The 24203-nt window shown below is 73.9% G+C and carries 22 protein-coding genes; 11 read left to right on the top strand and 11 right to left on the bottom strand.

Features of this window, described 5'->3' with window-relative positions:
• Positions 1–32: 32 nt before the first annotated feature.
• Both ACWEJX_RS06785 and ACWEJX_RS06780 read right to left on the bottom strand, forming a co-directional pair.
• Entirely contained in the window at positions 33–2258 is a 2226-nt protein-coding gene (locus ACWEJX_RS06785) for a molybdopterin oxidoreductase family protein (protein WP_451606454.1), read from the bottom strand.
• 72 nt (positions 2259–2330) lie between these two features.
• On the bottom strand, positions 2331–2960 hold the full coding sequence (locus ACWEJX_RS06780) for a TetR/AcrR family transcriptional regulator (RefSeq protein ID WP_451606453.1): 630 nt from the start codon (positions 2958–2960) through the stop codon (positions 2331–2333).
• A gap of 187 nt (positions 2961–3147) precedes the next feature.
• On the opposite strand from ACWEJX_RS06780, the gene hmgA reads away from it, so the two are divergent.
• From hmgA to ACWEJX_RS06765, 3 genes are read left to right on the top strand one after another with little or no spacing between them, the layout of a single operon-like run.
• Positions 3148–4470 (top strand): homogentisate 1,2-dioxygenase, encoded by a 1323-nt coding sequence (gene hmgA / locus ACWEJX_RS06775; RefSeq protein ID WP_451606452.1) that lies wholly within the window; start codon positions 3148–3150, stop codon positions 4468–4470.
• 42 nt (positions 4471–4512) lie between these two features.
• Complete coding sequence (locus tag ACWEJX_RS06770; protein ID WP_451606451.1) at positions 4513–5262, top strand: GntR family transcriptional regulator; 750 nt, start codon at positions 4513–4515, stop codon at positions 5260–5262.
• 60 nt (positions 5263–5322) lie between these two features.
• On the top strand, positions 5323–6555 hold the full coding sequence (locus tag ACWEJX_RS06765; protein WP_451606450.1) for a type ISP restriction/modification enzyme: 1233 nt from the start codon (positions 5323–5325) through the stop codon (positions 6553–6555).
• 13 nt (positions 6556–6568) lie between these two features.
• On the opposite strand, the gene ACWEJX_RS06760 is transcribed toward ACWEJX_RS06765, so the two are convergent.
• A complete protein-coding gene (locus tag ACWEJX_RS06760; RefSeq protein WP_451606449.1) occupies positions 6569–7282 on the bottom strand; it encodes a TetR/AcrR family transcriptional regulator in 714 nt (237 codons plus the stop codon).
• A gap of 87 nt (positions 7283–7369) precedes the next feature.
• Here ACWEJX_RS06760 and ACWEJX_RS06755 point away from each other — a divergent pair, with 87 nt between their 5' ends.
• Together ACWEJX_RS06755 and ACWEJX_RS06750 are read left to right on the top strand one after the other, a co-directional pair.
• Positions 7370–8329, top strand: a complete 960-nt coding sequence (locus tag ACWEJX_RS06755; protein ID WP_451606448.1) for an ATP-binding cassette domain-containing protein — start codon at positions 7370–7372, stop codon at positions 8327–8329.
• A complete protein-coding gene (locus tag ACWEJX_RS06750) occupies positions 8326–9102 on the top strand; it encodes an ABC transporter permease (protein WP_451606447.1) in 777 nt (258 codons plus the stop codon). The genes ACWEJX_RS06755 and ACWEJX_RS06750 overlap by 4 nt, the downstream gene beginning before the upstream one ends.
• A gap of 164 nt (positions 9103–9266) precedes the next feature.
• Here ACWEJX_RS06750 and ACWEJX_RS06745 read toward each other — a convergent pair whose 3' ends face one another.
• Positions 9267–9539: a hypothetical protein gene (locus ACWEJX_RS06745; RefSeq protein WP_451606446.1), complete on the bottom strand. Its 273-nt coding sequence runs from the start codon at positions 9537–9539 to the stop codon at positions 9267–9269.
• A 275-nt stretch (positions 9540–9814) separates the two neighbouring features.
• Between ACWEJX_RS06745 and ACWEJX_RS06740 the strand changes: the two genes are divergently transcribed.
• The gene (locus ACWEJX_RS06740) at positions 9815–11452 is read left to right on the top strand and encodes a serine/threonine-protein kinase (RefSeq protein WP_451606445.1); all 1638 of its coding nucleotides are present in this window, start codon (positions 9815–9817) and stop codon (positions 11450–11452) included.
• On the opposite strand, the gene ACWEJX_RS06735 is transcribed toward ACWEJX_RS06740, so the two are convergent.
• On the bottom strand, positions 11436–12242 hold the full coding sequence (locus ACWEJX_RS06735; protein ID WP_451606444.1) for an SGNH/GDSL hydrolase family protein: 807 nt from the start codon (positions 12240–12242) through the stop codon (positions 11436–11438). The genes ACWEJX_RS06740 and ACWEJX_RS06735 overlap by 17 nt on opposite strands.
• 198 nt (positions 12243–12440) lie before the next feature.
• On the opposite strand from ACWEJX_RS06735, the gene ACWEJX_RS06730 reads away from it, so the two are divergent.
• Positions 12441–13532 carry a DUF5925 domain-containing protein gene (locus tag ACWEJX_RS06730; protein WP_451606443.1) on the top strand — a complete coding sequence of 364 codons (1092 nt, stop codon included), beginning with the start codon at positions 12441–12443 and terminating at the stop codon, positions 13530–13532.
• 28 nt (positions 13533–13560) lie between these two features.
• On the opposite strand, the gene ACWEJX_RS06725 is transcribed toward ACWEJX_RS06730, so the two are convergent.
• Positions 13561–13935, bottom strand: coding sequence for a GntR family transcriptional regulator (locus tag ACWEJX_RS06725; protein ID WP_403797319.1), 375 nt, complete (start codon positions 13933–13935; stop codon positions 13561–13563).
• A 73-nt stretch (positions 13936–14008) separates the two neighbouring features.
• Here ACWEJX_RS06725 and ACWEJX_RS06720 point away from each other — a divergent pair, with 73 nt between their 5' ends.
• Positions 14009–14938: an N-acetyltransferase family protein gene (locus tag ACWEJX_RS06720; protein WP_451606442.1), complete on the top strand. Its 930-nt coding sequence runs from the start codon at positions 14009–14011 to the stop codon at positions 14936–14938.
• A complete protein-coding gene (locus tag ACWEJX_RS06715; RefSeq protein WP_451606441.1) occupies positions 14919–15416 on the top strand; it encodes a DUF402 domain-containing protein in 498 nt (165 codons plus the stop codon). The genes ACWEJX_RS06720 and ACWEJX_RS06715 overlap by 20 nt, the downstream gene beginning before the upstream one ends.
• On the opposite strand, the gene ACWEJX_RS06710 is transcribed toward ACWEJX_RS06715, so the two are convergent.
• Entirely contained in the window at positions 15413–15835 is a 423-nt protein-coding gene (locus ACWEJX_RS06710; RefSeq protein ID WP_451606440.1) for a DUF6299 family protein, read from the bottom strand. The two genes, ACWEJX_RS06715 and ACWEJX_RS06710, sit on opposite strands and share 4 nt — an antisense overlap.
• A gap of 100 nt (positions 15836–15935) precedes the next feature.
• On the bottom strand, positions 15936–16400 hold the full coding sequence (locus ACWEJX_RS06705) for a GNAT family N-acetyltransferase (RefSeq protein ID WP_451606439.1): 465 nt from the start codon (positions 16398–16400) through the stop codon (positions 15936–15938).
• A gap of 156 nt (positions 16401–16556) precedes the next feature.
• Here ACWEJX_RS06705 and ACWEJX_RS06700 point away from each other — a divergent pair, with 156 nt between their 5' ends.
• Complete coding sequence (locus tag ACWEJX_RS06700; protein WP_451606438.1) at positions 16557–17468, top strand: lytic polysaccharide monooxygenase auxiliary activity family 9 protein; 912 nt, start codon at positions 16557–16559, stop codon at positions 17466–17468.
• Positions 17469–17474: 6 nt separating this feature from the next.
• On the opposite strand, the gene ACWEJX_RS06695 is transcribed toward ACWEJX_RS06700, so the two are convergent.
• The 3 genes from ACWEJX_RS06695 to ACWEJX_RS06685 all read right to left on the bottom strand — a co-directional run bounded on the left by ACWEJX_RS06695 (position 17475) and on the right by ACWEJX_RS06685 (position 22937).
• Positions 17475–18335, bottom strand: a complete 861-nt coding sequence (locus ACWEJX_RS06695) for an esterase/lipase family protein (protein WP_451606437.1) — start codon at positions 18333–18335, stop codon at positions 17475–17477.
• A 163-nt stretch (positions 18336–18498) separates the two neighbouring features.
• Positions 18499–19458, bottom strand: a complete 960-nt coding sequence (locus ACWEJX_RS06690) for a DNA polymerase Y family protein (RefSeq protein ID WP_451606436.1) — start codon at positions 19456–19458, stop codon at positions 18499–18501.
• Positions 19455–22937: a DNA polymerase III subunit alpha gene (locus tag ACWEJX_RS06685; RefSeq protein ID WP_451606435.1), complete on the bottom strand. Its 3483-nt coding sequence runs from the start codon at positions 22935–22937 to the stop codon at positions 19455–19457. Before ACWEJX_RS06685 ends, ACWEJX_RS06690 begins: the two co-directional genes overlap by 4 nt.
• 157 nt (positions 22938–23094) lie before the next feature.
• Between ACWEJX_RS06685 and ACWEJX_RS06680 the strand changes: the two genes are divergently transcribed.
• The gene (locus ACWEJX_RS06680) at positions 23095–24165 is read left to right on the top strand and encodes a DUF3533 domain-containing protein (RefSeq protein ID WP_451606434.1); all 1071 of its coding nucleotides are present in this window, start codon (positions 23095–23097) and stop codon (positions 24163–24165) included.
• Positions 24166–24203 lie beyond the last annotated feature (38 nt).

Genomic DNA, 24203 nt, shown 5'->3' with positions numbered 1-24203 from the left:
CAATACGAGCAAAACCCCAGGTCACAGCGGTGTCACAGCGCAGGCGACACGGAGACGGGGAAGCCGTTGAGCACGGCGGTGCCGGACAGGGGATCGAGCCGGGAGCCGTCGAGGAGCTGGTTCACGTTGACGCCCGGGCGGGCGGCGGCGACCGCCGTCCGGGTGCCGGGGCGGTCGTGGCCCCAGCCGTGCGGGAGGCTCACCACACCCGGCCGTACGGCGTCGGTGATCTCGACCTCGGCGGTCAGTTCGCCGCCCTCGCCCTTGATCCGGGCGGGCGCGCCGGCCGTGAGCCCGAGGCGGCCGGCGTCCTCGGGGTGGACCTGGAGGGTGCAGCGGTTGGAGCCGCCGGTGAGGGCGGGGATGTTGTGCAGCCAGCTGTTGTTCGAACGCAGATGGCGGCGTCCGACGAGCCGGAGGGTGCCGGCCTCGGGGACCTCGCGCAGGGCGGCGCGCAGCCGGGGCAGGTCGGCGGCGATCGGCGCGGGCAGCAGCTCGACACGGCCGCTGCGGGTCTTGAGCGGCCCGGGCAGCCGCGGCTGGAGCGGACCGAGGTCGATGCCGTGCGGGGCCGCGCGCAGGGCGTCGAGGCCGAGGCCGTGGGAGCGGGCGTACGGGCCGAGGCGCAGCATCAGGTCGAGGCGCCGCTCGGGTCCGGTGGCGCCGGTGAGGCGCGCGGCGACGGCCTTCGGGTCCTCCCCGTACACCGGCGAGTGCTCCTGGGCGACGGCCTTGGCGAGGGTGGTGTCGATGGCGAGGTCGTCGACGGCGGAGGGCGGGGCGCCGTGGCTCCCGGAGACGGCGAGGATCAGCCGCGCGTGGATCTCGCACTCGTCCATGCGGCCCTCGGCGAGCGGGACGGCCGCGGGGGTGTAGCGGACCTGGTTGCGGACGGCGAACTGGTTGAAGGCGAAGTCGAAGTGCGCGCTCTGCGAGGGCGGCGGCGGGGGCAGGACGACGTCGGCGTGGCGGGTGGTCTCGTTGAGGTACGGGTCGACGGCGACCATGAAGTCGAGGGAGTCGAGCGCCGCGTCGAGGCGCCGCCCGTCGGGGGCGGACAGGACGGGGTTGGCGGCGACGGTGATCAGCGCGCGGACGCGCCCTTCGCCCGGGGTCCGCTCGGGGGTGTCGATCTCCTCGGCGAGGGCGGCGAGCGGGAGTTCGCCCTTGGCCTCGGGGTGGCCGGAGACGCGGCTGGTCCAGCGGCCGAGCGCGAAGCCCTTGCCGGGGCCGGCGGGGCGGGGCGCGGGGGCGGTGGCGGAGAGCGGGAAGAGGGCGCCGCCGGGGCGGTCGAGGTTGCCGGTGAGGACGTTGAGGACGTCGACGAGCCAGTTGCCGAGGGTGCCGTACGCGACGGTGGAGGAGCCCATCCGGCCGTAGACGGCGGCGGTCGGCGCGGCGGCGAGTTCGCGGGCGGTGGTGCGGATGGTGTCCGCGGCCAGGTCACAGGCGTCGGAGACGGCCTCGGGGCTGAAGTCCCGTACCGCGTCCCGTACTTCCTCCACGCCCTGCACGTGGTCGGCGAGGGCGCCGAGGCGCACCAGGTCCTCGGCGAAGAGGGTGTGGACGAGCGCGGCGAGGAAGAGGGCGTCGGTGCCGGGGCGCAGGGCGAGGTGGCGGTCGGCGAGGCGCGCGGTGCGGGTACGGCGCGGGTCGACGACCGTGAGGGTGCCGCCGCGGCGGCGCAGGGCCTTGAGGCGGCCGGGGAAGTCGGGGGCGGTGCACAGGCTGCCGTTGGAGTCCAGCGGGTTGGCGCCGAGTATCAGCAGGTGGTCGGTGTGGTCGAGGTCGGGCACCGGGATGGCGAAGGCGTCGCCGAAGAGCAGTCCGCTGGAGACGTGCTTGGGCATCTGGTCGAGCGTGGAGGCGGTGAAGAGGTTGCGGGTGCGCAGGGCGCCGATGAGGAGCGGCGGGTAGAGGGCGCCGGCGACGGTGTGGACGTTGGGGTTGCCCAGGACGAGGCCGACGGCGTTCGGGCCGTGCTCCTCGATCAGCGGGCGGATGCGGGCGGCGATCAGGTCGAAGGCCTCGTCCCAGGTCGCCTCGCGGAACGCGCCCTCGTCCCTGATCAGGGGGCGGGTGAGCCGGTCGGGGTCGGCGTCGATCTCGGGGAAGGCGGCGCCCTTGGGGCAGACGAAGCCCCGGCTGAAGACGTCGTCGCGGTCGCCGCGGGCGGCCGTGACCCGGTCGCCGTCGAGGGTGAGGGTCAGCCCGCAGGTCGCTTCGCACAGGGGGCAGATGCGCAGGGCGGTGGACATGGCGGTCTCCCTGGGGGCGGCGGCGCGCGGACGAGCGCGAGCATACCGACCGGTAGGGAGGTGGAACAGGGCTCAGCGCAGGGCGGGCGCCAGATAGGCGTGCAGGAGTTCGCGCGTCTCCGCGACGAGGTCCGGGTCGCCGGCGGGGTCGACGAGGAACGCGCGTTGCAGCAGCGCGTCGGTGGCCTCGACGCCGACGAGGATCTTGCGGCGCATCGTCGCGTCGGCCGGGCGGCCGAGGGGCGGGGCGAGCAGGGCGCAGATGCGGTCGGCGACGAGGTGGTTGGGGTGCTCCTCGCCGGCCTCGTCGGGGCCGGGCGGGCCGAAGTCGACGAGGCCGAAGCCCGGCACGGTCCGCTTCATCTCCAGGTACGCGTCGAGGACGGTGTCGATGGCGCTCAGCGCGTCGACGGCCGGCAGCGCGGCGAGGCCGGCGCTGATGCGGGCGGCATAGCTGTCGAGGTTGCGGTGGGCGAGGGCGGCGGTCATGGCCCGCTTGTTGCCGAAGAAGCGGTAGACGGAACCGATGGGCACGCCCGCGCGGGCGGCGACGGCCCGGGTGCTGAGCTGCTCGTAACCGGTCTCGTCGAGGAGTTCGGCGCAGGCGTCGAGGATCCGGGCGAGCCGCGCTGCGCTGCGCTGCTGCACGGGGGCGCGCCGCAGGGCGGGCCCGGGCACGGAGGACGGGTCGGTTCGGGGCACGGGGACATCATGCCGGTGAAGGCCGGGGCGGGCGACGGCCGGTCGCGGACGCTGCTCGGCCGGGCGCGGGGCACCGCCCGGGCGCGGACCGGAGGCCACTGGGCCCCCGGGCACCGTTGACGTGAGCGGGAGCGGAATCCTACGGTCATGCATAGGATTGTTGTGAGCGTCAGGACAGGAGCACACGATGCACGCGCTGAACGCGGAACAGGCCACCAAGACGGCCGACGCACTGACCTACAGCACGGGATTCGGCAACGAACACAGCACCGAGGCCGTCCCGGGCGCACTCCCCGACGGGCGCAACTCGCCGCAGCGGGCGCCGCTCGGTCTCTACGCGGAGCAGCTGAGCGGCAGTGCCTTCACCGAGCCCCGGGCGCACAACCGGCGCTCGTGGCTGTACCGGATCCGTCCCTCGGCCGCCCATCCGCCGTTCGTCCGGATCGACAACGGCGCCGTGCGCAGCGCGCCCTTCACCGAGACCGTGCCGGACCCGAACCGGCTGCGCTGGAACCCGCTGCCGGAGCCGGCCGCCGGTACGGACTGGCTGGCGGGCCTGTGGACGCTCGGCGGCAACGGCGACGCGGCCCAGCGCGCCGGCATGGCCGTGCACCTCTACCACGCGAACGCGCCGATGGAGCGGGTCTTCAGCGACGCCGACGGCGAGCTGCTGATCGTCCCCGAGCGCGGCGGGCTGCTGCTCCGCACCGAGCTGGGCCTGCTCGCGGTCCGGCCCGGCGAGGTCGCGCTGGTCCCGCGCGGGGTCCGCTTCCGCGTCGAGCTCCTCGACGCCACCGCCCGCGGCTACGTCTGCGAGAACTACGGCGCCCCGTTCCAGCTCCCCGACCTCGGCCCGATCGGGGCCAACGGTCTGGCCAATGCCCGTGACTTCCGGGCCCCGGTCGCCGCGTACGAGGACGTCGAGGGCCCGGTGGAGGTGGTCAACAAGTACTGCGGCAACCTCTGGTCCGCGACCTACGGCCACTCGCCGCTGGACGTCGTCGCCTGGCACGGCAACCACACCCCGTACGTCTACGACCTGCACCGGTTCAACGTCATCGGGACGATCTCCTACGACCACCCGGACCCGTCGATCTTCACGGTGCTGACGTCGCCGTCCGACACGCCCGGCCTCGCGGGCGTCGACTTCGTCGTCTTCGCCCCGCGCTGGCTGGTCGGCGAGGACACCTTCCGGCCGCCGTACTTCCACCGCAACGTGATGAGCGAGTACATGGGCCTGATCGAGGGCGCCTACGACGCCAAGGCGGAGGGCTTCGTGCCGGGCGGCGGCTCGCTGCACAACATGATGTCGGCGCACGGCCCGGACCGGGAGACCTTCGACAGGGCGAGCGCCGCCGAGCTGAAGCCGCAGAAGATCGACGACGGTCTTGCCTTCATGTTCGAGACCCGCTGGCCGGTCACCGCCACCGCCCAGGCGGCCGGGGCCGACCACCTGCAGCAGGGCTACGACGACGTGTGGCAGGGTCTGGAGCGCCACTTCCGGCCGTAAGGTCCGGACACCGACGTCGTCGTACGGAGTACGGAGAGAGCCGTGACCGCCTTCGCCCCCGACTCGCTGGTCCTGAACCGGAAGCTGCCGCTCTGGTACCAGGTCTCGCAGTCGCTGCGCGCCTCCATACTGGGCCGCACCCCCGACGCCTCGCTGCGGCTGCCCACCGAGGAGCAGCTCGCCGCGCACTACGGCGTGAGTGTGCTGACCATGCGCCAGGCCCTCAAGGAGCTGGAGGAGGAGGGCCTGATCAGCAGGCACCGGCGGCGCGGCACCTTCATCGAACCGGGCGCCCGGCGCTCCACCCCGCGCCGGCTGCTCGGTTCGATCGACGCGATCGTGGCCCAGCAGTCCGGCGAGCGGACCACGGTCCTCGGCCACGGCACCGAGCCGGTGCCCGGCGAGCTCGCCGAGTACTTCCCGCAGTCCGGCGAGGTCGCCGTGTTCCGGCGGCTGCGCGCCGACGGCGAGAGCGGCGAGCCCACCAACTGGGCGGAGAACGCGGTGCTCCCGGAGATCGCCGCCGGCATCGATCCGGCCGATCTGGAGCGCTGGCCGATGACGAAGGTGCTCCGCGACGCCGTCGGGGTGAAGATCAGCCGGATCACCGACACCGTCGAGGCCCGGCTCGCCGACCCCGAGACCGCCCAGCTGCTCCAGGTCCCGCTGCTCTCGCCGATCCTGCACTACACGGGCGTGACCTACGACGACGAGGGCCGGGTCGTCGACGTGGCCCGGATCCGCTACCGCGGCGACCGCTTCTCGTTCACGGTGACGGTCGAAGCGCAGTGAGGGCCGGAGCGCGCTGGGGGTCGAAGACGGGGTGGAGGCCCACCGAGGGGCGTCGTTAGCATGCGGGGCGTGACGGAGGACCAGCCGCTGACCGACGCGCCCCTGCTCGACGACCTCATGCCGTGGTCCGTGGCCCCGCTGCGGCTCGGCCGCACCTGGATCGTCGCCCCGGATCCGCGTACCCTGCGGGCCCGCTGGGACCGTCTCGCCGCGGCGCGGGGCGCGGAGCGGGAGGCGCTGTTCCGGCCCAGCCGGGCGCGCACCCCGGCGAGTTCGGTGGCCGCGCTGCCCGGGCAGCGGACCGGCACGGCACGGCTCGCCCGGGAGCCCGGCCCCTGCCCGGAGCCCGTACGCCTCGCGCACGGGCCGTTCGACGAGCAGTGGCTGCTGCCCGACCACCGCCTGATCGACGCCGCGCGGCCCGAGCTGTGGCGGGTCGCCGACGCGCACCAGCTCTTCGCCGTGGAGCAGGGGTACGTGCCCGGCGCGGCGGGTCCCGCGCTCCTGGTGACGGCCGCGCTGCCCGACGGCCGCTCCCCCGCGGGCCGCCCCGGCCGGATCCGCCCGCTGTTCCGCCGGCCCGGCGGCCTGGAGCCGAATGTGGCGCCCGGCCTGCTGCCGCTGCTCGGCGAGCGGTACGGGCACGGGGTCGTCGCCGCGGAGCTCGCGGCCTGGGCGGTCGCGGCGGGCGTCGCGTCCCCCGGCGGGTGCCGGGTGCCGTTGCCGGCGGACCCGGAGGTGTGGGCGGCGGGCGTGGCGCTCGGCCGCTCGCTCGTCGACGTGCAGTTGCGCGGGGCCCGTGGCGGGGACAGGCCACGGCTGCCGGGCGGGCGCCGGCCGTACGTACGGGCGGCGGTCCCGGCCCGGCCGACGACGCTCGCGTACGACCCGGCGGAGGAGGTGCTGGTCATCGGCGACGGGTCGGCCGAGGGGCGGATCTCGCCGGTGCCGGCCGGGGCGTGGGAGTTCGAGGTCGGCGGGGTGCGGATGGTCGAGCAGTGGTTCGCGCACCGGACCGCGCCCGCCGAGCCGGGCAGCCTGGAGGCGATCGGGCCGGCGGCCTGGCCGCAGGAGTGGACCTCGGAGCTGCTCGAACTCATCACGGTGCTCGCCCTGCTCGCGGAGCGCGAGCCGGAGCGCGCGGCGCTCACGGCGCAGGCGGCGGCGGACGGGGTGGGCCGGGGCGCGCTGCGGGCGGCCGGGGTGCTGCCCGTACCGGACGGGGCCCGTCGGCCCGCGTCCGTCCTCGACCATCAGGAGGAGGGCCCGGAGGGGCAGTTCATGCTGCTCTGAGCACCGTGGTCCGCTAGTCGCGCGGCTCGAAGGAGTCGAGGAGCCGGGCGATGGTCTGCTCGAAGATCTCGTCGGCGTCGATGGAGCCGGGGGACGCGGCGAGCAGGCCGGCGAGGTGCGGGTAGGCGCCGGTCATCACCTGCTGCATGAGGTACGCGCCGCGCACCGCCTGCTCCTCCTCCTCGCTCCAGGGCAGTCCGCGGGCGCGCTCCGCGATGGCCTGCTCGTTGCGGACGGTGGCCATGACGGTGCCGTTGACGAGGGCGATGAGCTGCATCTTCAGGCCGGGCGCCACGTCGAGCGGCACCAGGCAGCTCAGGCACCACTCCAGATAGCGCAGGGCGTTCGGGCTGAAGCCGTAGGCGGTGGTCATGACCCGGGTGAGCCAGGGGTGCCGGTACATGATCGCGCGGGTCTGCCGGGCGAGTCCGGTCATGTCGGCGCGCCAGTCGCCGCTGGGCTCGCCGAGCTCGTACTCGCCGCTGACCGCGTCGACCATCAGCTCGTACAGGTCCTCCTTGCGCGGCACGTAGTTGTAGAGCGACATGGTGCCGCAGCCGAGGTCGGCGGCGATGCGGCGCATGGAGACGGCGTCGATGCCCTCGGCGTCGGCGATGCGGACGGCCGCGGCCACGATGTCGGCCCGGCTGTAGGCCGGTTTCGGTCCGCGGCCGGTGCGCTCGGGCCGCGCCCAGATCACTTCGGGTTCGGCCGCTCGGCCCGCCATCGCTCATCACCTCTGTCGCCCCTTCGGCGCCCATCGTAATGACGGCACTGGTTACGTACACCGTACGTAGTGCGCTATGGTCACGCCATGACTACTACGTACGCTGTACTTAGTGAGGGTCTGCGGAAGCGGTACGGGGACGTCCACGCCCTGCGCGGGCTCGACCTCGCCGTGCCCGAGGGCACGGTCTGCGGTGTGCTCGGACCCAACGGGGCGGGCAAGACCACCGCCGTGCGGGTGCTCACCACGCTCGTGTCGCCCGACTCCGGGAGCGCCCGGGTGGCGGGGTGCGACGTGGTGCGCGACCCGGCCGGTGTGCGCGAGCGGATCGCGGTCACCGGGCAGTACGCCTCCGTCGACGGCGACCTGACCGGCGCCGAGAACCTGCGGCTCTTCGCCCGGCTCCTGCGCGCCCCGCGCTCGCGCGCCGACGAGTTGCTCGAACGCTTCGGGCTCACCGAGGCCGCGAACCGTCCGGCCCGCACCTACTCGGGCGGCATGCGCCGCCGGCTCGACCTGGCCGCGAGCCTGATCGTCCGGCCGCGGGTGCTCTTCCTCGACGAGCCCACCACCGGTCTCGACCCGCGCAGCCGGAACGAGATCTGGGACGCCGTACGGGGGTTGGCGGGCCAGGGCACGACCGTGCTGCTCACCACGCAGTACCTGGAGGAGGCCGACCGGCTCGCCGACGACATCGTCGTGATCGACGAGGGCCGGGCCGCGCACCGGGGCACCCCGGCCGAACTCAAGGCGCTGATCGGCCACTACGCCGAGGTCGTCGTCGCCGACCCGGCCCAGCTGGAGGCCGCGGCCGCGGTGCTCGACCGGCTCACCGGCTCCGCCCCGGCCCTCGACGCCGAGGCCCGCACGGTCGGCGCGGTCACCACCGACAGCACGCTCACCCTGCCGCGGATCGTGCGCGAGGCCGACGCGGCCGGCGTGCACCTGATCGACGCCTCGCTGCGGCCGCCCACGCTCGACGAGGTGTTCCTGCGCCTCACCGGCCGCGCCTCCGCCCACGAAGAGCAGAAGGAGGTCGCCGCATGAGCGCCCTCGTCCACGACGGCACCGCGATCCTCGGCCGGCACCTCCAGCGGATCCGGCACGCCCCGGCGCTGCCGCTCATGACGCAGACGATGCCGATCGTCTTCCTGCTCTTCTTCGGTTACGTCTTCGGCTCGGCGCTCGCCATGCCGGGCGCCGACTACCGGGCCTACCTGGTGCCGGGAATGCTGGTGGCGACGGCCGCGAACGGCATGATGACCGGCATGTTCCAGGCCGCCCAGGACACCCACCGGGGCGTGACGGACCGGCTGCGCGCGATGCCGGTGAGCCGGGCCGCGGTGCCGCTCGGGCAGTCGCTCGCCGACCTGGTCACCAGCGCGGTCGGGATGGTGCCGCTGGTCCTGGTCGGGCTCGCGATGGGCTGGCGGATCGAGGGCACGGCCCCGCAGGCGCTCGGCGCCTTCGGGCTGCTGCTGCTCTTCCGCTGCGCGATGACGTGGGTGGGGATCCTGCTCGGGCTCGCCTCGCGCAGCGAGGAGGCGGCGAGCCAGCTGGGCAGCGCCGTCTTCATGCTGCCGCTGATCTCCAACGCGTACATCCCGACCGGCGGAATGCCGGCCTGGCTGCGCACCGTCGCGGAGTGGAACCCGATCTCGGCGGTGACGACGGCCGTACGGGAGCTGTTCGGGAACGCGGAGGTGCCGGCGGACGCGGCCTGGCCGGTGGCGCATCCGGTGGCCGGGGCACTGCTGTGGTCGCTCGCCCTGATCGCGCTCTGCGCGCCGGCGGCGGTCAGGCGCTACGCCCGCACCTGAGGCCGTGGCCGAAAACGGACCACGGGCCGGGAAACCGACAGGAAGAAGCGCCGGACGGGCGGGGACACGTCCGGCGTGTGGTCAGGAGCGGGCCGCGGGCCGAGCGGGTGTGGGCGGGAGCGGTGCGCGTCGGGGGTGCGCCGGTGCCCGGCCCGGACGGCCCGTCAGCCGTGGCTGCCGAAGAGCGAGCGACGCAGTCGGCGCAGCGGCGCGAAGAGCGAGACCCGTGCGCTGCGGCTGCGGTGACCGTGCACCGACACCTCGCGCGGACGCGACGTCAGCTCCCGCATCAGCAGCGTCGCCTCGGCCGCCTCGCGCTGCGGTATGGCGGGGCCGCCGAGCACCGCGAGATGGCGGTCGAGGCGCGAACTCGTCGCGCTGCTCCCGCAGGTGATGGCAGGCACACGCGGCCTGCTGCGCATTGCTATCTGTTCCATGTCACTCCCCACCCAAACAAGGGCACCCGGCCCGGGCAGGTTAACCCTATCGCTCCACTACGACACCCGTGTATTCCGGCCGCAGGATTCACCGTCCAGTGAAGGGGGTTGACGATCACTGTCCGAATCCATGTGGTTCCAGGGAGAGTTGGACAGGGATCGCACACCTGTCGAACCGTCACGAACCATCCTGCACGCACCTCCCCCACCTGCGCGCACCCGGCCGGGTGTGATCTCCGCCACCAAAACCGGCGGGCCTCGGCTACCGTGGAGTGATGACGCTCATCGCGGGTCGTTACCGGCTGCTCGACGTGCTCGGCGAAGGCGGCATGGGCACCGTCTGGCGCGCCCGTGACGAGGTCCTGGGGCGGGAGGTGGCGGTCAAGGAGGTCCGTGCCCCGGCCGGCCTGCCCACCGAGGACCGCGAGCGACTGTACGCGCGCCTGGAGCGCGAGGCCCGGTCCGCCGCCCGGATCACCGACCGCAATGTCGTCACCGTCTACGACGTGGCGATCGACGACGACCGCCCCTGGATCGTGATGGAGCTGGTCCGCGGGCTCACCCTGGCCGAGACCCTGGAGGCCGAGGGCCCGCTGCCGCCCGCTCGGGCCGCGCAGGTGGGCGTCGGGGTGCTCGCCGCGCTGCGCGCCGCGCACGCGGCCGGGGTGCTGCACCGGGACGTCAAACCGGCCAACGTGCTGCTGGCCAACGACGGCCGGGTGGTGCTCACCGACTTCGGCATCGCGGCCGTGGCGGGCACCTCGCCGCTCACCATGACCGGCGAGCTGATCGGCTCGCCCGAGTACCTCGCGCCGGAGCGCGCCCTGGGGCGCACGCCGGGGCCCGCGGCCGATCTGTGGTCGCTCGGCGTGCTCCTCTACACCGCCGTGGAGGGCGTGTCGCCGTTCCGCCGCGAGACCGCGCTCGACACCCTGCGGATGGTGGTGGACGAGGAGCCGGCCCCGCCCGTGCACGCGGGGCCGCTTGCGCCGGTCATCGAGGGGCTGTTGCGCAAGGACCCGGAGCAACGGCTCCCGGCGGAGGCGGCCGAGGAGCAGCTGCGGCTGGTCGCGGCCGGCGGCACGCCCCGTACGGAGGCGACGCGGGTGCTGCCGACGCCGCCACCGGTGCCGTATCCGGCCTTCGCCGGGGAGGGCGCGGGCGGCGGCGGTACGGGTGGGCCGACGCCGGTGGGTACGACGGCGCCGCTGCCCGGACCGGAGCCGGAGCGCCGCCACCGGGCGGCGTGGGTCGCCGCCGTCGTGGCGCTGCTGCTCGTGGCGGGTGGGCTGACCTACGCGGTGCTGCGCGACACCGGGAAGGACGAGACGCCGCCGGTGCCGCCGGTGACGACGAGCGCGCCCACGACCGCGCCGACGACGCCCGCGCCGACCACGGCGAGCACGAGCGCCTCGCCGAGCGCGACGACGACTCCCCCGGTGAACGCGCTCGTGTCGGTCCGGGCGGTGCGCGACACGTACGTCGGGAGCTGTCCGCCTCCGGAGGGCACGGGGCCGGAGTTCACGGCGACGTTCACGGTGGACCGGACGCCTGCGACGGTCTCGTACCGCTGGACGACGGAGAGCGGGCAGGCGCAGGACACGGTCTGGCGGACGCTGGAGTTCCCGGCGGGCGGTGACACCGAGCAGCAGGTGACGCGCGAGCAGTCGGCGTACGGGCCGGGGGCGACGGTGCACGACCGGATCCGGGTGGAGGTGCGGGAGCCGGTGGCGCGGCAGTCGGACTGGGTGGTGTTCTCGCTGGCCTGCGCGAGCGAGAGCGGCACGGTCACGCCGTCGTCCCCGCCGCCGACGACACCGCCGACGACGGGGACGGCCGCGGGGACTTCCGGGGCGCCCGGGACCGCGTCCCCGGCCGGTGGCGCCCCGGCCGCCGTTACGCAGCCCCGCTGAAGGTGGGCAGGTAACCGCTGGCCTGTCCGGTGGCGGTCGGGTGGTACGACTCGCCGATGTTGAGCCAGTTGACGCTGTGCAGCCACGACGAGCTGGAGCAGATCTCGTGGCCGGTGAAGGCGGGGACCGCGCTGGCGAAGGTGTAGCCGAAGTTGGCGGCGCGCTTGGCGGTGGCCGCGTTGAGGTAGTCGGAGGCGTCGTTGATGGCGGCGCGCTCGGTCTCGCTCAGACCTGCGACGCAGGTGCCGTTGAGCTGGTAGAAGCGCGGGTAGCCGAGGACGACGACGTGGGCGTTGGGGGCCTTGGAGCGGATCGCCGAGTAGACCGAGTCGAGCTTGCCGGGGAGCGTGCTGTCGACGTACGCCTTGGCCTGATTGATGCGGTTGATACAGGTCGCCTCGGACTGGAGCACACAGGTCGTCATGACGTCCGAGAAGCCGGCGTCGTTGCCGCCGATGGTGATCGAGACCAGGTCGGTGGCGGTGGAGAGCGGACCGAGCTGATTGGCCGTGACGTCACCGGTCTTGGCGCCCGAGCAGGCGGTGAAGGCGAACGAGGAGGGCGCGTTGGCGTTCTTCCAGAGAACCGGGTACGCCTTGGTCGAGCGCTTGCAGTCGCCGCTCGCGCTGTCGTAGCTGCCGGCTCCGACGCCGGAGGAGTACGAGTCGCCGAGTGCCACGTAGTCGAGGGCGGCGGAGGAGGCGGCCTGGGCGGCCCCGGCCCCGGTGAGGGCGAGGACGGTGCCGAGGAGGAGCGAGGACGAAAAGGCCGTAAAGCGGGACAGTTTCATGGAACCTCCCTGTAGCAGGATCTCTGCGTTACCAGTTGGTAGCAGCGGATCCGGCGCGCCGGAAGTGTCCATGTCAAAACTCGATTGGCCAGACATCGCCAGTCGTTCTGAAACCGGCGAGAACAAGCCAGTTGGGCCGATCCTGAACGGGGATCAAATCCCGGTGCGCGAACGGCTTCCAAGGCGGATCATGGCGCCATGGCCACTCCGCCCGAAGGCGCCCTCCCCGTCCGGCTCCGGCTCAGCGGCGACGACTCGCTCTCCGACGCCGTCGACGCCCTCTTCCTCGGCCGCTTCGCCACCGGCGAGCAGCCGCACGCGCACAGCACCTCCCTGGACCGGGTGAAGCCGGACGCGACCCTGCTGCCCGCGGGCGCCAGGGTGTTGCGGGCGGTGCGGGAGGACGACCGCAGCGCCCTGCTCGCCGAGGGCGAGGGATGGACCGTGCTCGTCTCCCGCTGGAACCGGGGCGCCGACGTCACCGTCACCGCGACCGACCCCGAGCTCGCCGAACGCGTCCTCAAGGAGGCCGTCGACGGCGCCCGCGACGAGCCGGAACCCCAGCCGGACAACGTGACCATGGGCTTCTGGTACGTGTCGCCCCGGCGCGGCCCGCACCGCACCACCCGCCGGATCGGCGCCGGCGCCTGGGAAGAGATCCGGCCCAACTACACGGCACCGGTGGCGCAGGCGATGGACCGGCTGATGGCCGTCACCCCGGAGGACATCACCGGCCGGCTGCTGCTCCTGCACGGCCCGCCCGGCACCGGCAAGACCTCCGCCCTGCGCACGCTCGCCCGCTCCTGGCGCGACTGGTGCCAGGTCGACTGCGTCCTCGACCCCGAGCGCCTCTTCGGCGACGTCGGCTATCTCATGGACATCGCGATCGGCGAGGACGAGGGCACGGAGAAGGGCCGTTGGCGGCTGCTCCTCCTGGAGGACTGCGACGAGCTGATCCGGGGCGAAGCCAAGCACTCGGCCGGCCAGGCCCTGTCCCGGCTGCTCAATCTGACGGACGGTCTGCTCGGCCAGGGCCGCAACGTCCTCGTCGCCGTCACCACCAACGAGGACCTGGAGCGCCTCCACCCGGCCGTGGTGCGCCCCGGCCGCTGCCTGGCCCGCGTCGAGGTGGGCCCGCTCAGCCGCCCGGAGGCGGTGGCGTGGCTCGGCCGCGAGGAGGGCGTGGGGCGGGACGGGGCGACGCTGGCGGAGCTGTTCGCGCTGCGGCGCGGGACGCCGGCGGCGGAGCTGCCCGACCAGCGTGCGCCGCGCCCCGGGCTGTACCTGTAACGCCCCCGGCGGCCGGGGGCGTCAGGCGTCAGGCCTCGTACAGCGCCCGCAGCGCGTCCCGGACCGCCGACTCGGCCTCCTCCCTGCTCAGGCCGAGCCGGTGGGCCTCCGTCGCATAGCCCGCGGCGGCGGTCGCGGCGAGGCGGGAGGCCGCGTCGGAGGCGGCGGCGACGAAGGTGCCGTTGCGGCCGCGGGTCTCGATCACGCCGTCGGCCTCAAGCGCCTTGTACGCCTTGGCGACCGTGTTCGCAGCGAGCCCCAGGTCCTCCGCGAGGCCCCGCACCGTCGGGAGCTTGAAGCCGACGGGCAGCTCCCCTGAGCGGGCGCGGTCCGAGATCTGGGCGCGCAGTTGTTCGTACGGAGCGGTGGTGGAACGGTTGTCCACGCTGATTCGAAGCGGCACCCTCCGATTCTGCACCCGTCCCGCGGGAAAATGGGAGGCGCCCGGCCCCGACCGCCCCTTAGCGTGCGGCACCATGACTGTGATCGTCCGCGATGTACGGACCGGGGTCGCCGAGGACGCCGACGGCTACGCCCGGGTTCGACGCGCCGCTCTCCCCTACATGCTCGCCACCGGCCGCCAGACGGCCCATGACTGGGCGCACGCCCACCCCGACGCGCACGGCCGACCGCTGGTCGCCGAGATCGGCGGGGAGATCGTCGGCACCGCCGAGGTGTCGCTCGCCCACGAGTCGCCCGAGCCGGGCGTCGGCTCCGTCAACGTCTTCGTCCACCCGGACCACACCGGCCGGGGCGCCGGAACGCTGCTGCTGCGCGCCGCCGAGGAGCACCTGGCCGAGGCCGGGGCGACCACGCTCTACAGCTGGGTCCTCGACGAGCCCGCGAACCGCGCCTTCGCCGAGCGGCGCGGCTACACCGGTAGCCGCTCAGCCTACTTCCTGCGGCTCGACCTGGCCACGGCCGAGCTGCCGCCGCGCCAGGAGGCCCCGGCCGGCGTCGAGCTGCGCACGGCCGCCGACTTCGCCGCCGACCCGCGCCCGCTGTTCGAGCTCGACGCGCTCACCACGGCCGACGAGCCGGGCGACGTGGCGACCGAACTCGGCGACTACGAGCACTGGCTGGCCACCACCTGGGAGCACCCGATGCTCGACCGCGAGCTGTCGACGGTCGCGGTGGTGGACGGGCGGCCGGTCGCCTTCACCGCGGCCCGCACGGACGGCCTCGGCCGCTATGGCTCCGGCATGACGGGCACCGCGCCCGGTTTCCGGGGCCGGGGGCTCGCCAAGCTGGTGAAGAACGATTCGCTGCACCGGGCCCGGGCGGCCGGCTGCACGGAGGCGTTCACCGGCAACGACACCGGGAACGACCCGATGCTGGCCGTCAACCGGTGGTTCGGCTACGAGATCTGCGCGAGAGAGGTGCGGCATGTCCGCGAACTCGGCTGAGCCGTCCATGACCATCAGGCTCGTCAAGGCGGGCCGTACGAAGATCCGCTACCCGGCCGAGCTGCTCGCCGACGACGGCGCCCGGCTGACCGTCCGCGCGCCCTGGGCGGCCGACGGGGTACGGGACTTCGGCTTCGTGCGCTTCGAGCCGGGCGACGTCTTCACCGAGCACTACTGGCGCGACCGGTGGTACGCGGTCAAGGAGGTCCGCTCCGGCGACGGCACGCTCAAGGGCTGGTACTGCGACGTGACCCGGCCCGCCGCCGTGGCCGCCGACGGCTCCGAGGTGGTCGTCGAGGACCTGGACCTGGACCTGTGGGTGTCGGCGGACGGCAGCGAGGTGCTGCGGCTCGACGAGGACGAGTTCGCGGCGAGCGGCCTGGCCGCCTCCGACCCGGAGTCGGCCGGCCACGCCGTACGCGCCCTCGACGAGCTGGCGGCCCTGGGCCGGGACGGACTCGTGACCCTGCTGGGCTAGGACTCCAGCACCACGTCCTGGCTCTGCTGGGCGCGGAAGTCCGGCATCGGCAGTCCGAGCGGGCCGGTCGGGTCCAGCTGCATCAGGCTGGCCTCGACGCGCGCCTCGCCCGGGAGGTAGCCGGGCTCCTTCACCACGGCGCTGTTGGTCCAGGTGTGCACCTGGCCGTCGCAGACGGCCTGGGTGCCGCCGATGCCGGTGGAGCGGTCGCCCTGGACGAGCGTGGAGGCGACGAAGACGGGGCCCGCGCCGTCGTCATCGCACCGGTACGAGCCGGAGAGGGTGACCGTGCCGTCCGCCGCGATCGTCCCCTGCGGGTCGACGGCGAGGCCGTCGGCGGGCCCGGCGTGGGCGGTCGTGGCGGTGAGGGCGAGCAGGGCGCCGGCGGCTGCGGCGGTGACGGCGAGACGTACACGCATGACTGGACGGGTTCCCTTCGGGTGGGCGCGGATCGCGCGGGGAGTGCGCGGGATTCGCGCCCGCAAGGGATACCGGATCAGGCCAGCCGATGTCCGAAACTCACCCCATCGACGGCGAGTTGAGCACTTTACGGTAATGAATACGGTCGTACGGGCCGTCCTGGCGGCGCTCGGTGACCTCATAGCCGTACCGCTCGTACAGCTTCTGGTTCTCCCACATCATCGCGTTGGTGAACAACCGCACCTCCGCCAGGCCGAGCTCCCGCGCCCGCTGCTCGACCCAGTCCATCAGGATCCGGCCGAGCCCGGTGCCCTGGGCGTCGGGGTGGACGGCGATGGTGTCGAGGTACAGATGGCCGGGCTTGGGCACCACGAAGACCAGACCGACCACCGGCTCGCCCACGACGAAGATCCGCCCGGCCGCCACGTTTGCCGCGTGGTCCTCCTCCATGGGGGCCGGCACGAGGCCGATCCGCTCGATGTAGTGGTGGAAGGCAGCGTCGACGACGGCTTTCACGGCGGACACGTCGGCGGCGACGGCGGGGCGGGGCAGGGCGTTCGTCATGTCGACACGGTACGACGGGCCGAGTCTGTGGTGTCGCTTAGCGGCTCCTTAACGCGACCCTAAGGATCGACGGTTGGGGGCTTCGAGGGCCGAATCGACGTATGGCGAGGGCTAGTTTCCTCGGCGACCCCGCTCTCGTGAAGGAGTTGTCCTCCCATGCCCCCACGCCGTACCGCCGCCGTCCTCACCACCGCCCTGACGCTGGCCGGGCTCGCCGCCGCGCCGGCGTTCGCGCACGGTTCGATGACCGATCCGGTGAGCCGGGTCGCGGCCTGTTACGCGGAGGGGCCGGAGAGTCCGAAGTCGGCGGCGTGCAGGGCGGCGGTGAGTGCGGGCGGAACGCAGGCGCTGTACGACTGGAACGGGGTGAACATCGCGAACGCGGCCGGGCGGCACCGGGAGCTGATCCCGGACGGGAAGCTGTGCAGCGCCGGGAACGACAAGTACCGCGGCCTCGACCTGGCGCGGGCGGACTGGCCGGCGACGCGGCTGGCTTCCGGGGCGCACACGTTCCGGTACAAGGGGACGGCGCCGCACAAGGGGTCGTTCGAGCTGTACGTGACGAAGGACGGGTACGACCCGTCGAAGCCGCTGAGGTGGTCGGATCTGGAGGCGGAGCCGTTCGCGACGGTGACCGATCCGCGGATGGAGAACGGCGACTACGTGTTCACGGGGACGGTGCCGAAGAAGTCGGGGCGGCACCTGATCTACTCGATCTGGCAGCGGTCGGACTCCCCGGAGGCGTTCTACACCTGCTCGGACGTGGTGTTCGGCCAGGACAGCGGCTCGGTCCCGGCGCCGAGCGCCCCTACGAACGCGCCCTCGCACTCGCACTCGCCCACGGGCACAGACACGGGCACGCACACGGGCACGGGCACGCAAGCGCCCGCCGCTCCGAGCAGCGCTTCCGCGCTGCCCGCGCCCGCACCGGCTCCCGACGGCTCCGGCGAGGAGCTGGCCGAGACCGGGGGCGACGCCGCCGCGCCGTATCTGGCGGTGGGCGGCGCCGCCGTCCTCGCGGTCGGCGCGGCCGTGCTCTTCCTCACGGCGCGCCGCCGCCAGGGTTAGTCGGCGTCACTCGAAGACCGACGCGCAGGTGGTCGCCGTCGCGTGGGCCGGGTCGAGGGCGTTGTCGACCTCGTGGAAGACGATCCGGTCCACCGTGCCGATCGCCACGTGCTCGGACAGGTCGAGCGCGCACCGGTCCTGGAGCAGCACGTTGGTGACGTTCGGACCGGTCAGCCAGCCCGACTGGTAGGGCGTGACGACCTCGTCGTACTTCGTGGCGATCACCGTGTACCGCACGCCGGGCACGGTGTCGCCGCCCTCGTTGAGCTTGGTCATGAACGGGGAGCCGGCCATCTGGTCGGTGAGCCCGGGGGTGGCGGAGGTGAGCAGGTCCTCGGCGCCGGGGAAGTACGGAAGCAGCTTGGTCAGGCCGCTGAGCGTGGTGCCGTGGTTGTCGGGCGCGATGCCGACGAGCGCGTTGACCTTCGCCGCTCCGCCGAGGAACTTCAGGTAGTAGCGGGGCATCATGCCGCCCTGCGAGTGGCCGACGAGGTCGGCCTCGGGGGCGCCGGTGGCGGCGAGGACCTGGTCGACGTACGCGGAGAGCTGTTCGGCGGACTTGTCGATCGGGCCGAGCCCGTGGAAGAACGGCACGTTCGGCAGCTGGCCGTAGTCGAGGGAGAAGACGCAGTAGCCGCGCTCGACGAGGTAGGGCGCGAGGCCCAGCCAGTTGTCGATCGAGTTGCCCAGGGTGCCGTGGACGAGCACGACCGGGCGGGGGTGGGCGGCGGACGGCTTGCAGGAGAAGTCGTTCCAGCCGCGGCTGGGGGCGGTGTCGGCCTGGGCGGCGGCGGTGGGGGCGAGGGTGGCGGCGGCGGTCAGCGCGAGCACGGACAGCGCTCTGACGATGTGCTTCCAGGGCAGCATCGGGCGATCTCCTTGCGGCTCAAGGGAATGAGGGGGTGCTACGCCCTGCGGTCCGGACCACAAGTGGGGATGCGCTTCAGCCAAGTTACGTACGGGTAGCGTCGACTGGGAAGTTACGCGTCGGTAAAAAGTCGCCGTGTCGTCGTGTCCGTCGCGTACGGTGTCACGCCGCCAGCGAGCCCGGCAGCACCGCCTTCGGGCCGAACCGCGCCCTGGCCCGGTCCGCGACCGCCTCAAGGCGGCGGGCCTTGTCGTCGACCGGGTCGAAGGTCAGCTGGTGGGCGGCGTGTTCGGCGGCGGTGAGCCCCTCGGCGCGCAGGGCGAGGCCGCGGACGCGGGCGCGCTGGAGACCGAAGGAGTCGTGGATCGCGTAGGCGAGGGCGGTGAGTTCGCGGGAGTGGGCGGTCGGTTCGCGCAGGGCGCGGGTGCGGCTGGAGGTGGTGCGGTCCGCGTAGCGGACGGTCACCGTGAGGGAGCGGCACACCTGGTGTTCGGTCCGCATCCGGGCACCCAGTTCGGCGGTGAGCGAGAGCAGCGCCCTGCGGTGGGCGACGGTGGACAACTCGTCGTACGGGAAGGAGCGTTCGGCGGCCAGGGAGCGGGAGACCTCGCCGGGGACGACCTGGGTGCGGTCGATGCCGCGGGCCCGTTCCCAGAGCTCGCGGCCGGCCTTGGCGCCGACAAGGCGCTGCAGCACGGCGAGCGGCGCGTCCGCGACCCGGCCGACGGAGTCGAGGCCGTAGCCGCAGAGGGTGCGGGCGGTGGCGCGGCCGACGCCGTCGAGCGCGACGACCGGCCGGTCCCGCAGGAAGTCCGCCGGGTCGTCGACGACCAGGGTGGTGCCGGGGCGGGCCTCGCGGGCGGCCATCCGGGCCAGCATCGGGTTGGGCCCGGCGCCGATGACGCAGTCGACGCCGTACAGGGCGAGCGCCCTGACCCGGATCACCGAGCCGAGTTCGGCCGGGCTCCAGCCGAAGTAGCGCAGCGCGCCGCGCACGTCGGCGAGCGCCTCGGCGGGCGGGGCGGCCTCGACGACCGGGGTGAACTCGCCGAGCAGGTCGAGCAGTCGCGGGAGCAGCACCTCTCCCACGGGTTCGAGCCGGAACCGTACGCAGAGGATCATCCCGCGCTCCCCGGACTGCTGTGCCAGAGCTTCCGCGCCGGTGTCGCGGCGCCCTCCCCGGCCGGCTGGAGGTCGGCCCAGGGGTTCATCACGTAGCCGGTGGGCATCGTGATCCGGCGCCCGCCGTCACCGTCCCCGGCAGGGGTGTCCGGCGAGGTGTCCGGCACGGGCTCTTCGGAGAGCCGTTCCGCGACCGCCGCCAGACCGCCGCTCTCCCGCAGTTCGGCCAGCTCGGCGAGGTTCCAGGCGGCGGAGCCGACCACGCTGAGGCTGCGCGGGCCGCGCCGCTGCACCACGCCCCGGACGAGCAGCAGCCAGGAGTGGAAGACGGTGTGGGCGCAGCGCTCGTGGGAGTCGTCGAAGAAGGCGAGGTCGACGAGGCCGGTGCCGTCGTCGAGGGTGGTGAAGATGACCCGCTTGCCGGAGCGGATGGGCGGGGTCTGGGTGGCCGCCTTGGCGCCGGCGACCAGGACGGTCTGGCCGTGCCGGGCGGAGCGCAGCCGCTCGGCGGAGACGACGCCGAGTTCGCGCAGGAAGGCCCGGTGGTCGCCCATGAGGTGGCGGGAGGCGTCCATGCCGAGGATGCCGAGTTCGGCGCTGAGCCGTTCGGTCTCGTCGAGGTCGGGCAGGCCGACGGGGGCGGTCCTGCGGCCCTGGGCGAGCGGGAGCTGGCCGCCGTAGGAGGCGGCGCCGCGCTGGACGCGGTGGAGTTCGGTCAGGTGCAGGAGCAGGTCGCGGCGGTTGGCGCCGAAGGCGTCGAGCGCGCCGACCTGGGCGAGGCGTTCGGCGACGGGTTTGCGCGGGCGGGCCCGCTCCCAGAAGTCGAGCAGGGAGGCGTAGGGCTGTCCGGCCTCGATCCGGGCGCTCTCGGCCTCGCTGATGCCGTGGACGTCGGCGAGACCGAGCCGGAGGCCCCAGGTCTCCGAGCCGCCATCGGACACCAGTTCGATACGGTGGGCGACCGCCGACCGGTTCACGTCGAGCGGCAGCACGGGCACCCCGCGCCGCCGGGCGTCCGCGAGCAGCAGCCGCTTCGGGTACATGCCGGGGTCGTGGGTGAGCAGCCCGGCGTAGAAGGCGGCCGGGTGGTGCGCCTTGAGCCAGGCCGACTGGTAGGTCGGCACGGCGAAGGCCACCGCGTGCGCCTTGCAGAAGCCGTACGAGCCGAACGCCTCGACGATCTCCCAGGTACGGGCGGCGGTCTCGGCGTCGTAGCCGCGCGCCGCGGCCCGTTGCGCGAACCACGCCTTGATCCGGCCCTGCGCCTCGGGGTGGGAGAGCCCGCGGCGCACCTGGTCGGCCTCGTCGCGGCCGCAGCCGGTCATGACGCTGACGATCTCGATGATCTGCTCGTGGAAGACGACGACGCCGTAGGTCTCCTTCAGGGCGTCCGCCAGGTCGGGGTGCGGGTAGCGGACCGGCGCGCGGCCGTGCCGGGCGGCGATGAACGGGCGGACCATGTCGGCGGCGACCGGGCCGGGCCGGAAGAGGGAGATGTCGACGACGAGGTCGTGGAAGGTCTCGGGCTGGAGCCGGCCCACCAGGTCGCGCTGGCCGGGCGACTCGATCTGGAAGCAGCCGAGGGTCTCGGTGGAGCGGATGAGCGCGTACGTGTCGGGGTCGCCGGGCGGGACGGCGTCGACGTCCGGCCGGGTGCCGGTGGCGCGCTCGACCTCGGCGACGGCGTGCGCCATCGCGGACTGCATCCGCACCCCGAGGACGTCGAGCTTGAGCAGGCCGAGGTCCTCCACGTCCTCCTTGTCGAACTGCGACATGGGCAGCCCCTCGCCGCTGGTGGGCACGACGGGGGTACGGGTGAGCAGCGAGGCGTCCGAGAGGAGCACGCCGCAGGGGTGCATGGCGGTGCCGCGGGGCAGCGCGTCGAGGGCCTCGACCAGCTCCCAGAAGCGGGTGTCGCCCGCCAGTTCGGCCTTGAGCTCGCGCAGTTCGGGCAGTTCGTCGAGGGCGGCGCGGGCGTCCCGGGCGCGGATGTGCGGGAACGCCTTGGCGATCCGGTCGATCCGGGCCGGGTCCATGGACAGGGCGGCGCCCACGTCCCGTACGGCATGGCGGACCCGGTAGGTCTCGGGCATGGCGACGGTGGCGACCCGTTCGGTGCCGAAGCGGTCGAGGATCGCGCGGTAGACCTCCAGGCGGCGGGCGGACTCGACGTCGATGTCGATGTCGGGCAGTTCGGTGCGGCGCTTGGACAGGAAGCGTTCCATCAGCAGGCCGTGCTCGACGGGGTCGGCGTGGGCGATGCCGAGGAGGTGGTTGACGAGGGAGCCGGCACCGGAGCCGCGGGCGGCCACCCGGATTCCCATGTCCCGTACGTCGTCGACCACTTGGGCGACCGTCAGGAAGTAGCTGGCGAAGCCGTGGTGGGCGATGATGTCGAGCTCGTGGTGCATCCGGTCCCAGTAGACGCGCCGGTCGGGGCGGCGGTCGTACCCCTTGAGGAGCATGCCGGCGGCGGCCCGGGAGGCGAGCACGCGCTGGGCGGTGCGGTGGGCGGCGCCGACCAGGTACGGCTCCGGGAAGTGCGCGGAGCCCATGCCGAGGTCGTCCTCGGGGTCGACCACACAGGCCGCGGCGACCTCCGCGGTCCGCTCCAGGAGGCGGTACGCGGCCTCCCGCCGGAAGCCCGCGGCCGCCACGACCCGCTCGGCGACGGCCAGCATCTCGTCGGCGCCCTTGAGCCACGCCTCCCCGCTGTCGAGTCCGCCGCGCGGGTCGACGGGGACGAGCCGGCGGGCGGCGTCGAGGACGTCGGCGACGGGTCCCTGGCCGGGATCGGCGTACCGGACCTCGTTGCCGAGCACGGGCCGCACGCCCTGCTCGGCGGCGAAGCCGAGGGTGCGGGCGGCGAGCCGCAGCGAACCGGCCCCGGTGCCGGGCCGCCCGTGGTCCACGACCTCCAGGCACAGCGCGTCCCCGTACCGCTCCCGCCAGGGCGCGAGCAGCCGCGCGGCCCGGTCGGGGCGGCCGGCGGCGAGGGCGCGCCCGATGTCGGACCCGGGCCCGAGCAGGACGAAGAGCTCGTCGCCGCGGTTCGCGGACCGGGGCAGCACGGGCCGCCCCTCCCCCGCGTGCGCGTGGGCGGCGGTGACGAGCGCGCAGAGCTCGGCCCAGCCGGTACGGGAGCGGGCGAGGAAGACGGCGCGGGGCGCGGACTCGTCGACGAAGGCGCCGCCGCGCACGGGGACGGGGACGCGCCGGGCGGAGCCCGGGCCGTCGGGGCCGGGCGCGCCGGCGGCCGGGAACGGCTCGTACCCGAGGTCCACCCCGAAGAGCGGACGGCCCCCTTCCTTCTCGCACGCCTTGGCGAAGCGGACCGCGCCCGCGAGGGTGTCGCGGTCGGTCAGGGCGAGGGCGTCCATGCCGCGCTCGGCGGCGCGGGCGGCGAGGCGGGCCGGATGGGAGGCGCCGTAGCGGACGGAGAAGCCCGACGCGGTGTGCAGATGCGTGAACCCCGGCATGCGCACCTCCCGCGTCCGCTCGAATTCGTACGTACGTTCCCACCCCCTCACACCCAGCGTAGCTCATTTTCGAACGTCCGTACGATAATCGTGTGACGTCATCCGTACGGCCCCCGCCCGCCTGCGCCGGCCCCGGCCTCCCCCGAGCCTGAGGGGCATGAGCCTCGTCGACGAACTGAAGAGCGCCGTCACTCCCCGAGCAGCCCTGCTGGTCGTCGGCGTCTTCGCCCTCCAGCTCCTGTTCATCACCTCGTACGTCGGGGCCCTGCACAATCCGAAGCCCACGGACGTGCCCTTCGGCGTGGTCGCTCCCCCTCAGGTGGCCACCGCCCTGATGGGCGATCTGAGCAAGCTGCCCGGCGATCCGCTCGACCCGCGCCCGGTCGCGAGCGCCGACGCGGCGCGGGACCAGGTCATGAACCGGGACATCGACGGAGCCCTGATCGTCGACCCGGCGGGCCGCACCGACACCCTGCTCGTCGCCTCCGGCGGCGGCACCGTGCTCTCGTCCACGCTGGAGAAGATGTTCACCCGGCTGGAGGCGGCCAACCGGCGCACCGTCCGGACCGTCGACGTGGCCCCGGCCTCGCCGCAGGACTTCGACGGGCTCTCCGCCTTCTACCTGGTCGTCGGCTGGTGCGTCGGCGGCTACATCTGTGCCGCGATCCTGGCGATCAGCGCCGGCTCCCGGCCCGCCAACCTGCACCGGGCGATCATCCGGCTCGGGGTGCTCGCGCTCTACTCGGTGCTCGGCGGCCTCGGCGGCGCGATCATCGTCGGCCCGATCCTCGGCGCCCTGCCGGGCAGCGTCGCCGCCCTGTGGGGGCTCGGCACGCTCGTGGTCTTCGCGGTCGGCGCGGCCACCCTCGCCCTGCAGTCGGTCTTCGGGATCGTCGGCATCGGCCTCGCGATCCTGCTCATCGTGGTCGCGGGCAACCCCAGCGCGGGCGGCGCCTTCCCGCTGCCGATGCTGCCGCCGTTCTGGAAGACGATCGGCCCGGGCCTGCCACCGGGCGCCGGCACCTGGTCGGCCCGCTCGATCGCGTACTTCAAGGGCAACGACATGACCGCCTCGATGCTGGTCCTGTCGGCCTGGGCGGTCCTCGGCGCGGCCGTGACGCTGGTGATGTCCTCGCTGACGCGGAGGACGGCGACGGTGACGGAGCCGATCGCCGGGGAGGTCGGAGAGGGCAGCGCGGCCGGCGACTTCGGCGAGGCCCGCCCGTAGCCCGTACGGACAGGGCTGAGGCCCCCGCCGCGGCGGGG

Source organism: Streptomyces sp. NPDC004788, assembly GCF_053601115.1.
Note: the sequence above shows the minus strand (reverse complement) of the source record. Positions and strands in the feature narration are given on the sequence as shown.